The organism is Pseudomonas sp. R-28-1W-6 (assembly GCF_009799925.1).
Taxonomy (GTDB): domain Bacteria; phylum Pseudomonadota; class Gammaproteobacteria; order Pseudomonadales; family Pseudomonadaceae; genus Aquipseudomonas.
In genome coordinates this window covers 128,902-141,045 of the sequence record NZ_WELK01000005.1, presented here as the reverse complement: position 1 = coordinate 141,045, position 12,144 = coordinate 128,902, and the positions used below count along the sequence as shown (strand labels likewise).

11 protein-coding genes are annotated in these 12,144 nt (G+C 67.3%); 7 read left to right on the top strand and 4 right to left on the bottom strand.

Annotated elements, in window-relative coordinates; all coding sequences use genetic code 11:
• The first annotated feature begins 11 nt into the window (after positions 1-11).
• The 3 genes from dapD to F3I62_RS12475 all read left to right on the top strand — a co-directional run bounded on the left by dapD (position 12) and on the right by F3I62_RS12475 (position 2,738).
• Entirely contained in the window at positions 12-1,046 is a 1,035-nt protein-coding gene (gene dapD / locus F3I62_RS12485; RefSeq protein ID WP_160489958.1) for a 2,3,4,5-tetrahydropyridine-2,6-dicarboxylate N-succinyltransferase, read from the top strand.
• Positions 1,047-1,128: 82 nt separating this feature from the next.
• Complete coding sequence (locus F3I62_RS12480; RefSeq protein WP_160489957.1) at positions 1,129-2,334, top strand: aminotransferase class V-fold PLP-dependent enzyme; 1,206 nt, start codon at positions 1,129-1,131, stop codon at positions 2,332-2,334.
• Positions 2,331-2,738, top strand: a complete 408-nt coding sequence (locus F3I62_RS12475) for a SufE family protein (protein WP_160489956.1) — start codon at positions 2,331-2,333, stop codon at positions 2,736-2,738. Before F3I62_RS12480 ends, F3I62_RS12475 begins: the two co-directional genes overlap by 4 nt.
• Before the next feature lie 217 nt (positions 2,739-2,955).
• On the opposite strand, the gene F3I62_RS12470 is transcribed toward F3I62_RS12475, so the two are convergent.
• Both F3I62_RS12470 and tcdA read right to left on the bottom strand, forming a co-directional pair.
• A complete protein-coding gene (locus tag F3I62_RS12470) occupies positions 2,956-3,417 on the bottom strand; it encodes a DUF1456 family protein (protein WP_160078717.1) in 462 nt (153 codons plus the stop codon).
• A 118-nt stretch (positions 3,418-3,535) separates the two neighbouring features.
• The gene (tcdA, locus tag F3I62_RS12465) at positions 3,536-4,348 is read right to left on the bottom strand and encodes a tRNA cyclic N6-threonylcarbamoyladenosine(37) synthase TcdA (RefSeq protein WP_160489955.1); all 813 of its coding nucleotides are present in this window, start codon (positions 4,346-4,348) and stop codon (positions 3,536-3,538) included.
• Positions 4,349-4,601: 253 nt separating this feature from the next.
• On the opposite strand from tcdA, the gene F3I62_RS12460 reads away from it, so the two are divergent.
• The 4 genes from F3I62_RS12460 to F3I62_RS12445 all read left to right on the top strand — a co-directional run bounded on the left by F3I62_RS12460 (position 4,602) and on the right by F3I62_RS12445 (position 9,608).
• A complete protein-coding gene (locus F3I62_RS12460; RefSeq protein ID WP_160489954.1) occupies positions 4,602-7,199 on the top strand; it encodes a glycosyltransferase in 2,598 nt (865 codons plus the stop codon).
• A gap of 84 nt (positions 7,200-7,283) precedes the next feature.
• Positions 7,284-8,423, top strand: coding sequence for a succinyl-diaminopimelate desuccinylase (dapE, locus tag F3I62_RS12455; RefSeq protein ID WP_160489953.1), 1,140 nt, complete (start codon positions 7,284-7,286; stop codon positions 8,421-8,423).
• The gene (locus F3I62_RS12450) at positions 8,420-9,226 is read left to right on the top strand and encodes a putative RNA methyltransferase (RefSeq protein ID WP_160489952.1); all 807 of its coding nucleotides are present in this window, start codon (positions 8,420-8,422) and stop codon (positions 9,224-9,226) included. Before dapE ends, F3I62_RS12450 begins: the two co-directional genes overlap by 4 nt.
• 10 nt (positions 9,227-9,236) lie before the next feature.
• Positions 9,237-9,608: a hypothetical protein gene (locus F3I62_RS12445; protein ID WP_160489951.1), complete on the top strand. Its 372-nt coding sequence runs from the start codon at positions 9,237-9,239 to the stop codon at positions 9,606-9,608.
• Between the two features lie 65 nt (positions 9,609-9,673).
• Here the strand turns inward: F3I62_RS12445 and F3I62_RS12440 are convergent, their stop codons facing one another.
• Complete coding sequence (locus F3I62_RS12440) at positions 9,674-9,883, bottom strand: cold-shock protein (protein ID WP_160078711.1); 210 nt, start codon at positions 9,881-9,883, stop codon at positions 9,674-9,676.
• 425 nt (positions 9,884-10,308) lie between these two features.
• The gene (locus tag F3I62_RS12435) at positions 10,309-12,144 is read right to left on the bottom strand and encodes a Gldg family protein (protein WP_160489950.1); all 1,836 of its coding nucleotides are present in this window, start codon (positions 12,142-12,144) and stop codon (positions 10,309-10,311) included.

Here is a 12,144-nt window from a genome sequence, read left to right as displayed (position 1 = left end):
GAGGAATTGCCATGTCTACCCAACTGTTCAGCATCGCCTTCGGTGTCGGCACCCAGAACCGCCAGGGCAACTGGCTGGAAGTCTTCTACGCCCAGCCGCTGCTGCACCCGGCCGCGGCCCTCTCCGACAAGGTCGCGCAGAAGCTCGGCTACACCGGCGGCAACCAGGCCATCGCCTTCACCACCCAGCAGGCCGCCGAACTGGCCGAAAGCCTGAAAGGCATCGACGCCGCCCAGGCCGCCCTGCTCACCCGCCTGGCCGAGAGCCACAAGCCGCTGGTGGCGACCTTCCTCGATGCCGACATCGCCCTGAGCAGCACGCCCGAGGCCTACCTCAAGCTGCACCTGCTGTCGCACCGCCTGGTCAAGCCGCACGGCCTCAACCTGACCGGCATCTTCCCGCTGCTGCCCAACGTGGCCTGGACCAGCCAGGGCGCCGTGGACCTGGCCGAGCTGGCCGAACTGCAGCTGGAAGCGCGCCTGAAGGGCGAGCTGCTGGAAGTGTTCTCGGTGGACAAGTTCCCGAAAATGACCGACTACGTGGTGCCGGCCGGCGTGCGCATCGCCGACAGCGCCCGCGTGCGCCTGGGCGCCTACATCGGCGAAGGCACCACGGTGATGCACGAAGGCTTCGTCAACTTCAACGCCGGCACCGCCGGCCCGGGCATGATCGAAGGCCGCGTCTCCGCCGGCGTGTTCGTCGGCAAGGGCTCTGACCTCGGTGGCGGCTGCTCGACCATGGGCACCCTGTCCGGCGGCGGCAACATCATCATCAGCGTCGGCGAAGGCTGCCTGATCGGCGCCAACGCCGGCATCGGCATCCCGCTGGGCGACCGCAGCACCGTGGAATCCGGCCTGTACATCACCGCCGGCACCAAGGTCGCCCTGCTCGACGAGCAGAACAACCTGGTCAAGGTGATCAAGGCCCGCGAACTGGCCGGCCAGGCGGACCTGCTGTTCCGCCGCAACTCGCAGACCGGCGCGGTGGAGTGCAAGACCAACAAGACCGCGATCGAGCTCAACGAAGCCCTGCACGCACATAACTAAGCGCGTGTCGCGGTGAACAGGCCGGGCCCATGCCCGGCCTGTCTATTTATACTCAGCGGACATTTCTGCGGTGCCGAAGCCCATGTCACTGATTTCCCCCTGGCGCGCCGATTTCCCCGGCATCCTGGCCCTCGACGGCGCAGGCCAGACCTACCTGGACAGCGCCGCCACCGCGCAGAAGCCGCAGGCCATGCTCGACAGCCTGCTGGGCTACTACGCCGGCGGCGCCGCCAACGTGCACCGCGCCCAGCACCAGCCGGGCGAGCGCGCCACCCGCGCCTTCGAGGCCAGCCGCAGCCTGGCGGCGCACTGGCTGAATGCGGCCAGTAGCGAAGAGATCGTCTTCACCCACGGCACCAGCGAAGCCCTCAACCTGCTGGCCTATGGCCTGGAGCATCGGTTCGCCGCCGGCGACGAAATCGCCATCAGCGCCCTGGAGCACCACGCCAACCTGCTGCCCTGGCAGCAACTGGCCCTGCGCCGTGGGCTCAAGCTGGTGGTGCTGCCCCTCGACCGCGACGGACGGATCGACCTGGCCCAGGCCGCCACGCTGATCGGCCCGCGCACCCGCCTGCTGGCGGTGTCGCAGCTGTCCAATGTGCTGGGCTGCTGGCAGCCCGTGCGCGAGCTGATCGCCCTGGCCCAGGCACAGGGCGCGCTGACGGTGGTCGACGGCGCCCAGGGCGTGGTGCATGGCCGGCATGACGTGCAGGCGCTGGGCTGCGACTTCTACGCCTGCTCCAGCCACAAGCTGTACGGCCCGGACGGCGTCGGCCTGCTCTACGGCCACCGGGAGGCCCTGGCGCAGCTGCGCCACTGGCAGTTCGGCGGGGAAATGGTGCTGGAGGCCGACTACCGGCACGCGCGCTTCCGCCCCGCTCCGCTGGGCTTCGAGGCCGGCACCCCGGCGATTTCCAGCGTCATCGCCCTGGGCGCGAGCCTCACCTACCTGGCCGGCCTGGATGGCGCCGCCGTCGCCGGCCATGAGGCCGCCCTGCACGCCAAGCTGCTGGCCGGCCTGAACGCGCGCGAAGGCGTGCGCCTGCTCGGCGCGCCCCAGGTGGCCCTGGCCAGTTTCGTGGTGGACGGCGTGCACAGCGCCGACCTCGCGCACCTGCTCAGCGAGCAGGGCATCGCCGTGCGCGCCGGCCATCACTGCGCCATGCCGCTGCTGAAAAGCCTCGGCCTGCCCGGGGCGATCCGCGTGTCCCTGGGCCTGTACAACGACGGCGAGGACCTGGAACGGCTGTTCTCTGCCCTGGACAAAAGCCTGGAGCTGTTGCGATGAGCCTGCCCGCCGCCGCCCGCGAAGCGCTGGACGCCTTCGGTCAGTGCCCCGGCTGGGAACAGCGCGCGCGCCTGCTGATGCAGTGGGGCGAACGCCTGGCGGCGCTGAGCGAGGAGGAACGGCAGGAAAGCCACCGCGTGCACGGTTGCGACAGCCAGGTCTGGCTGGTCGGCGCCTGTAGCGACGGCCACTGGCAGTTCCGCGCCGCCAGCGACGCCCGCCTCATCCGCGGCCTGCTGGCCGTGCTGCTGGCGCGGGTCAATGGCCTGGACGGCGGCGAACTGCAGGGCGTCGACCTGGCCGACTGGTTCAACCAGCTGGGCCTGGCCCGGCAACTGTCACCGTCGCGCAGCAACGGCCTCAACGCCGTGCTGCAGCGCATGCGCGAGCTGACCCAGAAGTAGGCTGGATCGCGCTTCATCGATCCACCAAGCGGGCTAACAGGCCGTTGAAAAATGTTGGCGAGGCAGCCGAGACAAGGCGATAACGACCGAAAAACGCAGTTTACCTAGTGTAAATGAGCATTTTGAGGCCGTTTTTAACGCAGTATCGGCAACGCAGGTAGTTTTTCAACGGCCTGTTAATGGTGGATGAACACGGCGTCATCCACCCTACCGCGCCTCAGCCGCGCTGGCGCTGGGTCAGGCCACGGAGGAAGTTGCGCAGCACCTGGTCGCCGCACAGGCGGAAGTTCTTGTGTCCCGGCTTGCGGAACAGCGCGCTGAGCTCGGCCTTGGTCATCGGCAGGTCGGCGGCCTGGAGGATGGCGTGCATGTCGTCGTCCTTCAGCTCGAAGGCCACGCGCAGCTTCTTCAGGATGGTGTTGTTGGTCAGGCGCTTCTCCACCGGCAAGGCCGGGCGGCTGTCGTCCTTGCCGCGCTTGAAGAACACCAGGCCATCGAGGAAATGCGCCAGCACCTCGTCGCTGCACGGCGCGTAGCCCTCTTCGTCATCCTTGAGCAGGAAGGCCGCCACATCGGCCTCGGCCAGTGGGTAGTCGGCCAGCTGGCAGATTTCCACCAGCTTGGCGTCGCTGACATCCAGCAGGTAGCGCAGGCTGCGCAGCACATCGTTGTTGATCATGGGAGCATCTCGTTCAGGCCGCAGCCGACATCGGCGGGCTGGGCGCGGGGAATCCGGCAGGCGGGCAAGCGGCGATTATAGGGCCTGGCGCCGCCCCGCGCGGCAGAAAAACCGCGGGTCAGGCCGGTTTGCCCGCCCGTTCCGCCGGGCGCCGGGCCCCGGCCACCAGCTTGTCGATGATTTTCGCCGCGGCGACCATGCCGAAGCTGGCGGTCACCATCATCGCCGAACCGAAGCCGCCGGCGCAGTCCAGGCGCGTGCCGTCGCCCGGCATGACCTTGCTCAGGCACACGCTGCCGTCGGGCAACGGGTAGCGCAGCTGCTCGCGCGAGTAGACGCAGGTGATGCTGTAGGTGCGCCCCGGGGTGCGCGAGAAGTTGTAGTCGCGGCGCAGCAGCGAGCGCACCTTGGCGATCAGCGGGTCGTTGACCGTCTTGTTCAGGTCGGCGATCTCGATCTTGGTCGGGTCGACCTGGCCGCCGGCGCCCCCGGTGGCGACGATCTGGATCTTGCGCCGCTTGCACCAGGAGATCAGCGCCGCCTTGGCCGCCACGCTGTCGATGCAGTCGATCACCGCATCCAGTTCCTCGGTGATGTACTCGGCCATGGTCTCGCGAGTGACGAAATCGGCCACCGCATGCACCACGCAGGCCGGGTTGATGGCGCGGATGCGCTCGGCCATCACCTCGACCTTTGCCTTGCCCACCGCGCCAGTCAGGGCATGTACCTGGCGGTTGGTGTTGGTGATGCAGACGTCGTCCAGGTCGAACAGGGAAATCTCGCCCACCCCCGAGCGCGCCAGCGCCTCGGCCGCCCAGGAGCCCACACCGCCGATGCCGACCACGGCCACATGCGCCGCCTGCAGGCGCTGCAGCCCCTCCAGGCCGTAGAGCCGGGCAATTCCGCCGAAACGCTGATCATCTGTAGCCATGCCACCACCCTCGCAAACCGGCCGGCATTATAAGGGCCCCGGGCGCCAGACTCACCTGCGCCGCAACGCTGTGCGAGTGCGGTGCGCGCCGTGCCCGGCGAATATTTCCGGACGGCTGTTGCCCAACGGCAAAGCCCCGCCAACAGCGGGCCCGGCCGATGCTATACAGGTAACAGGCGGCGGAGTAGCATGCGCGCCGACCGGCGTTCGCCGGAAACTCCCCTGTTCCACCCTGCGGAACCTGAAAACAGCTATGCCAACGCGTAAATTCGGACTCAATCTGGCAGTCTTCGTGGCGGTCGCCGCCCTGTTCACTGGCATCTGGGCACTCTACAACCGCCCGGTCAGCGCACCGGACTGGCCCGAGCAGATCTCCGGCTATTCCTTCTCGCCCTTCCGTGCCGGGCAGAATCCCCAGCAGAACACCTACCCGAGCGATGCGCAGATCCGCGCAGACCTCGAACTGCTGAGCAGCCAGACCGACAACATCCGCACCTATTCGGTGGATGGCGAGCTGGCCAAGATCCCCTACCTGGCCGAAGAGTTCGGCCTGCGCGTGACCCTCGGCATCTGGATCAGCCCCGATCTGGAACGCAACGAACGGGAGATCGCCAAGGCCATCGAGATCGCCAACGACTCGCGCAGCGTGGTTCGCGTGGTGGTCGGCAACGAAGCCCTGTTCCGCCGCGAAGTGACCCCGGAGAACCTGATCGCCTACCTCGACCGGGTGCGCGCCGCGGTCAAGGTGCCGGTGACCACCTCCGAGCAGTGGCACATCTGGCAGGAATACCCCGAGCTGGCCAAGCACACCGATCTGATCGCTGCCCACGTGCTGCCCTACTGGGAGTTCGTGCCGATGGAGGACTCCACCGAGTTCGTCCTCGAACGCGCCAAGGACCTTAAGAAGCTGTTCCCGAAGAAACCCCTGCTGCTCTCCGAAGTGGGCTGGCCGAGCAACGGCCGCATGCGTGGCGGCGCCGACGCCTCCCAGGCGGACCAGGCCATCTACCTGCGCACCCTGGTCAACGCGCTGAACGCCAAGGGCTACAACTACTTCGTCATCGAGGCCTTCGACCAGCCGTGGAAGGCCAGCGACGAAGGCTCGGTGGGCGCCTACTGGGGCGTGTACAACCTCGACCGCCAGGCCAAGTTCGCCTTCGAAGGCCCGGTGGTGGCCATTCCGCAATGGCGCCTGCTGGCCATCGCCTCGGTGGTCCTGGCCCTGCTGACCCTGGCCCTGATGCTGATCGACGGCAGCGCCCTGCGCCAGCGCGGGCGCACCTTCCTGACCTTCGTCGCCTTCGCCGGCGGCTCGGTGCTGGTGTGGATCGGCTACGACTACAGCCAGCAGTACAGCACCTGGTTCAGCACCATAGTCGGCCTGCTGCTGGGCATCGGCGCCTTCGGCGTGTTCATCGTGCTGATCACCGAGGCCCACGAGCTGGCCGAGACCGCCTGGACCCGCACCCGCCGCCGGCCGTTCCTGCCGGTGCTGACCGACACCGCCTACCGGCCCAAGGTGTCGATCCACGTGCCCTGCTACAACGAGCCGCCGGAGATGGTCAAACAGACCCTCGACGCCCTGGCCGCCCTCGACTATCCGGACTACGAAGTCCTGATCATCGACAACAACACCAAGGACCCGGCCGTGTGGGAGCCGGTGCAGGCCTACTGCGAGCAGCTCGGCCCGCGCTTCCGCTTCTTCCACGTGGCGCCGCTGCACGGCTTCAAGGGCGGCGCGCTGAACTACATCCTGCCGCACACCGCACCGGATGCCGAAGTGGTGGCGGTGATCGACTCCGACTACTGCGTCGACAAGAACTGGCTCAAGCACATGGTGCCGCACTTCGCCGACCCGAAGATCGCCGTGGTGCAGTCGCCGCAGGACTACCGCGACGGCAACGAAAGCACCTTCAAGAAGCTCTGCTACGCCGAGTACAAGGGCTTCTTCCACATCGGCATGGTCACCCGCAACGACCGCAACGCGATCATCCAGCACGGCACCATGACCATGATCCGCCGCACGGTGATGGACGAGCTGCAGTGGGCCGACTGGACCATCTGCGAGGACGCCGAGCTCGGCCTGCGCGTGTTCGAGAAGGGCTACGCCGCCGCCTACGCCCACCAGAGCTTCGGCCAGGGGCTGATGCCGGACACCTTCATCGACTACAAGAAACAGCGTTTCCGCTGGGCCTATGGCGCCATCCAGATCATGAAGGGCCATGCGCGCAGCCTGTTCCTCGGCAAGGGCTCCGAGCTACAGCCGGGCCAGCGCTACCACTTCATCGCCGGCTGGCTGCCGTGGGTCGCCGATGGCCTGAACATCTTCTTCACCATCGGCGCCCTGCTCTGGTCGGCGGCCATGATCATCGTGCCGCAGCGGGTCGACCCGCCGCTGATGATCTTCGCCATCCCGCCGCTGGCGCTGTTCTTCTTCAAGTTCGGCAAGATCCTGTTCCTCTACCGCCGCGCGGTGGGTGTCGATCTGGTGCGCTCGTTCCAGGCGGCCATCGCCGGCCTGGCGCTGTCGCACACCATCGCCAAGGCCGTGCTGTACGGGGCGTTCACCAAGACCATCCCGTTCTTCCGCACGCCGAAGATGGCCAGCAACCACGGCATCCTGGTGGCCCTGGCCGAGGCCCGCGAGGAAGTGTTCATCATGCTCCTGCTGTGGGGCGCGGCACTGGGCATCGGCATCGTCCAGGGCCTGCCCAGCGCCGACGTAAAGTTCTGGGTGGCCATGCTCCTGGTGCAGTCGCTGCCGTACCTGGCCGCGCTGATCATGGCTCTGCTGTCGTCCCTGCCCAAGCCGGTGGAAGCGAGCGAGGACGAGGCCACGGCCCCGGTCTGAGTCGTTTCTGCCTGTCGAAACGGCGGCCTTGGGCCGCCGTTTTGCTTTAAGATATGCGCCTTTTCCGCGCCTTGAGTGTTATCCATGACCGCCCTCTCCCCCACCCTCGAGCTTGCCTGCGACCTGATCCGCCGCCCGTCCGTGACCCCGGTCGACGAAGGCTGCCAGGAGCTGATGATGCGCCGCCTGGCCGCCGCCGGCTTCGCGCTGGAGCCGATGCGCATCGAGGAGGTGGACAACTTCTGGGCCCGCCGCGGTGGTGACGGCCCGGTGCTGTGCTTCGCCGGGCATACCGACGTGGTGCCGACCGGCCCGCTGCAGTCCTGGCAGCACCAGCCGTTCGATGCGCTGATCGACGCCCAGGGCATGCTCTGCGGCCGCGGAGCGGCGGACATGAAGGGCAGCCTGGCGTCGATGATCATCGCCGTCGAGCGCTTCGTCGCCGACCACCCGAAGCACAAGGGCGCGATCACCTTCCTAATCACCAGCGACGAGGAAGGCCCGGCCCACCACGGCACCAAGGCCGTGGTCGAACGCCTGCGCGAACGCGGCGAGCGCCTGGACTGGTGCATCGTCGGCGAACCGTCGAGCACCACCCTGGTCGGTGACGTGGTCAAGAACGGCCGCCGCGGCTCGCTCGGCTGCACCCTCACCGTGCGCGGCAAGCAGGGCCACGTGGCCTACCCGCACCTGGCCCGCAACCCCATCCACCTGGCCGCGCCGGCCCTGGCCGAGCTGGCCGCCGAGCACTGGGACAACGGCAACGCCTACTTCCCGCCGACCAGCTTCCAGGTCTCCAACCTCAACTCCGGCACCGGCGCCACCAACGTGATTCCCGGTGAGCTGAAAGCGGTGTTCAACTTCCGCTTCTCCACTGAATCCACCGTCGAAGGCCTGCAGCAGCGCGTGCGCGCCATCCTCGACAAGCACGGCCTGGACTACGAGCTGGACTGGGCGCTGTCCGGCCTGCCGTTCCTCACCCAGCCGGGCGACCTGCTCGACGCTGTGGCCGCCAGCATCAAGAGCGTCACCGGCCGCGAAACCACGCCCTCCACCTCCGGCGGCACCTCGGACGGACGCTTCATCGCCACCTTGGGTACCCAGGTGGTCGAGTTGGGCCCGGTCAACGCCACCATCCACCAGATCGACGAGCGCGTGCTGGCCAGCGACCTGGATGTGCTGACCGAAATCTACTATCAAACCCTGGTCAATCTGCTCGCATGAGTCTGACCTGCCCGATCTGCCAGCAGGCGCTGAGCCTCGTCGACAACGGCGTGGCCTGCCCGGCCAACCACCGCTTCGATCGTGCGCGCCAGGGTTACCTGAATCTGCTGCCGGTACAGCATAAGAACAGCCGCGACCCGGGCGACAACGCCGCCATGGTCGAGGCCCGTCGACGCTTCCTCGATGGCGGCCACTACGCGCCGCTGGCCCGGCGCCTGGCCGAACTGGCCGCCGAGCGCGCCCCACAGCGCTGGCTGGATATCGGCTGCGGCGAGGGCTACTACACCGCCCAGCTCGCCGAGTTGCTGCCTGACGCCGACGGCTATGCCCTGGACATCTCCCGCGAGGCGGTCAAACGGGCCTGCAAACGTGCGCCTCAACTGACCTGGCTGGTGGCGAGCATGGCCCGCGTGCCCCTGGCGGATGCCAGCTGCAACCTGCTGGCCAGCGTGTTCAGCCCGCTCGACTGGCAGGAAGCGCTGCGCCTGCTCGCTCCCGGCGGCGGCCTGCTGCGCATGGGGCCGACCGCCGAGCACCTGATGCAGCTGCGGCAGAAGCTGTACGACGAGGTGCGCGACTATGACGAGCAGAAGCACCTCGGCCTGATTCCGCCGGGCATGCGCCTGGCCCACAGCGAAACCCTGCGCTTTGCCCTGAACCTGACCAGCAGCCAGGCCCGCGCCGACCTGCTGGCCATGACCCCGCACGGCTGGCGCGCCAGCGCCGAACGCCGCGCGGCGGTGATTGCCGAAGACTTCGAAGTTACCGTCGCCATTCGCTACGATTGGATCGAGAAACTCTAGGGACACCCTCATGCGCCAACCCGATATCGAGATCTACCTCAAGGACGCCGATCACAAGGCCATCGCCGCCTGGCTGGGCCAGGCCATCGGCCCGGTCAGCGAATGGCACCAGCAGGGCCAGACCTTCAAGTGCCGCGCCGGCGACGTGCCGGTGACCTGGCTGCCGAAGGCGGTGGGCAAGTGGCACAGCCTGTATCTGGAAAGCGACGCCACACCCTGGGACGACGACCTGGCCTGCGCCCGCGCCGCCTTCGCCGCGCTCAACGTGGAAGTGCGCTGCGCACCCGGCGGCTGGGACGAGGAGGAAAGCATCGAGACCGCCGACCGCTGGATCCGCATCAGCGCCGACGGCGAGGAAGAGATCATCTGGCGCACCGACTGAGTCGCCGCCCGGAAAACAGAAGGCCCGTCATTGACGGGCCTTTTGCATGCGGCGAGTGGCCTGGATCAGAGCTGGGAGACGTCTTCCGCCTGCAGGCCCTTCTGCCCCTGGATCACGGAAAACTCGACCTGCTGGCCCTCGACCAGCGAGCGATGCCCCTCTCCGCGGATGGCGCGGTAGTGGACGAACACGTCCGGGCCGCTGCCCCGCTGAATGAAGCCATAGCCCTTGGAATCATTGAACCACTTGACGGTTCCGGTCTCACGATCAGCCATTGCCACTTCCCTCGACTCTCATTGTTTTTATTGCCCGCATGGGCCTCGACGGTTCAGCAAGAACGTCCCTCGGCTACGCGCAGCTCCGGCCCGACAAGCAGGGCCAGGGCCACGCGAATGGCGTTCCTAATGCGACCGCTTCGCGAGTATAAAACAACTTAAGAGGCTGCCAAGGACTTTTTAAAACAGCCCGCAAGCCACGCGCGGCGTGGCCTGCAGCCATTTAAACCGGCACCGCGGCGAGCGGATCGGTCAGCTTTTTCGCCAGCCGCCAGTACTGTTGCGGCTCCGATCAACAGGCCCGCCTGGCAATTCTGTAGGGAGCACCGCGCGCACCGGCAGGTGCCTTACAGGGCCTAGGCGAACATGGCGTGGTTAGTACGTGAGCCGGCGAGGCGCCTGGCTCACGAGCCCCTAACGGTCTCTCAGGCGGCCTTGCGCCGACGCCACAGCCACAGGGCCAGCACGCCGAGGGTCAGCAGCAGCGGCACCAAGGCAATGTTGACGAACTTCAGGGTGCGCCCCAGTTCCTCGATCTTCGAGTTGAGCTGGAAGCGCACCTCGCGCAGTTCCTTGCGGATGCGCACCTTCTCGGCGAGGAACTGCTGCACGGTGGCCTGCTGTTCCGGGGTCAGTTCCATGGCCTTGCTCGGGTCCTGGTTCTGCTGCAGGGCAGCGAGTTTCTGCTCGGTCTCGCCCAGGCGCTTCTGCAGGTCTTCTTCCTTGACCCGGAACTGCGCCTCGGCCTCGCGTTGCAGCGCCTCGACCACCTCGAACGGGCGGCTGAAGCGGCCGCGCGAACGCACGCTGATCAGCGCGTCCGAGCCGGACAGGTTGTCCAGGGCATTGATGGCGAAACCGGCGTTGTCGGCGAACGGCTGCGGCACGCGCTGGCCGAAGAAGTCCTGCACCTGCACCCACATGCGGTCGCTCAGCAGGTCGGTGTCGGCCACGGCGATGACGTTGATGTTGTCCGCCGCCTTGAGGCCGTCCTTGCGCCCTTCGATGCCGTTCGGGTAGGCGCTCTGCACCGGACCGCTGATGCGCGCGGCGATGGCATAGCGCTCGCCGGTCGGCTGCAGATCGCGCAGCAGCTCTTCCGGGTTATTCAGCATGGCGAAACGCGCGGCATCGAACGGCATGGCGTATTCCGAGCTCTGCAGCAGCGGCACAAACTGGGTCTTGGCGCCTTCGAGCGGTTCGAGGATGCCGCTGGTGGCGACGTTGATGCTTTCCAGGCCAGCGGTACTCACATCGTCCTGGTTCAGCGCCCGGGCCTGCAGGCCCAGCCAGCCGGCATGGCGCACCGGGCGCTGGCCCTGGCCCATGCCCACGGCCATGGCGTAGGAACCGTCACCGAGTACCTTGCCCGGCTGCAGGCGCAGGCCCCAGGCCTTGAACAGCGGCTCGAGATCCGAGGACTTCTCGGCGCCATCGCCCGGCAGCATCGGCATGCCGGTGTCGGCCTCGCTGTAGGGGTCGACGAACACCATCAGCTTGCCGCCGCGCAGGACGAACTGGTCGATGGCGTACAGGGTCTGCTCCGGCAGCTGCTTGGGGTGCACCAGCAACAGCACCGAGACCTTCTCCGGGATCTGGTCGACGCCGATCTTCAGGCTCTCGATCTGGAACAGCTGGCGCACTTCCTCCATCACCATCCAGGGCGCCGTCGGCTGCCGGCTGGCCATGTCGAAGCCGCCGTTGATCTGCAGCCCGGACAGCACGCCGACCACCGGGCGCTGCGGGGTAGCCAGGGTCTGCACCAGCTGGCTGACCTGGTATTCGAGCAGCTCTTCCTGGTCCAGCGGGAAGAACGGGATGATCTGCTTGCCATCCTGGCCATTGGTGCCGGCCAGGCCGAAGTAGATCTGCGCGCCGTCCTGGTTCGCCGGCACGGCCTGCAGGCCGAAGCTGGCGGCCTTGTCCTCGTCCTCGGAGAACGGCTCAGGGTCGACCACGTGCAGGGTGATCTTGCCCTTGGCCGCGCGCTCGTAGGCCTTGAGCAGCTCCTGCACGCGGGTGGCGTAATTGCGCAGCACGGCCAGGTCGCGGGCCGACTTGTCGGAGTAGAAGAAGTACAGGTCGATCGGCTCCTTCAGCTCGCCGAGGATCTGCTCGGTGCCGGCGGAGATGGTGTAGAGCTTCTGCTCGGTCAGGTCGAGACGGGCGTTGTTCAGGGTCAGCCCGGCGAACAGGTTGAACGCCAGGAAGGCCGCGGCGATCAGCAGCAGGCCGGCGCCGGAATACATCAGTTTTTTCAT

Excerpts from the sequence above, each read along its gene's own strand:
- dapD (WP_160489958.1), top strand. The coding sequence starts at position 12 with ATGTCTACCCAACTGTTCAGCATCGCCTTCGGTGTCGGCACCCAGAAC.
- F3I62_RS12480 (WP_160489957.1), top strand. The coding sequence starts at position 1,129 with ATGTCACTGATTTCCCCCTGGCGCGCCGATTTCCCCGGCATCCTGGCC.
- F3I62_RS12475 (WP_160489956.1), top strand. The coding sequence starts at position 2,331 with ATGAGCCTGCCCGCCGCCGCCCGCGAAGCGCTGGACGCCTTCGGTCAG.
- F3I62_RS12470 (WP_160078717.1), bottom strand. The coding sequence starts at position 3,417 with ATGATCAACAACGATGTGCTGCGCAGCCTGCGCTACCTGCTGGATGTC.
- tcdA (WP_160489955.1), bottom strand. The coding sequence starts at position 4,348 with ATGGCTACAGATGATCAGCGTTTCGGCGGAATTGCCCGGCTCTACGGC.
- F3I62_RS12460 (WP_160489954.1), top strand. The coding sequence starts at position 4,602 with ATGCCAACGCGTAAATTCGGACTCAATCTGGCAGTCTTCGTGGCGGTC.
- dapE (WP_160489953.1), top strand. The coding sequence starts at position 7,284 with ATGACCGCCCTCTCCCCCACCCTCGAGCTTGCCTGCGACCTGATCCGC.
- F3I62_RS12450 (WP_160489952.1), top strand. The coding sequence starts at position 8,420 with ATGAGTCTGACCTGCCCGATCTGCCAGCAGGCGCTGAGCCTCGTCGAC.
- F3I62_RS12445 (WP_160489951.1), top strand. The coding sequence starts at position 9,237 with ATGCGCCAACCCGATATCGAGATCTACCTCAAGGACGCCGATCACAAG.
- F3I62_RS12440 (WP_160078711.1), bottom strand. The coding sequence starts at position 9,883 with ATGGCTGATCGTGAGACCGGAACCGTCAAGTGGTTCAATGATTCCAAG.
- F3I62_RS12435 (WP_160489950.1), bottom strand. The coding sequence starts at position 12,144 with ATGAAAAAACTGATGTATTCCGGCGCCGGCCTGCTGCTGATCGCCGCG.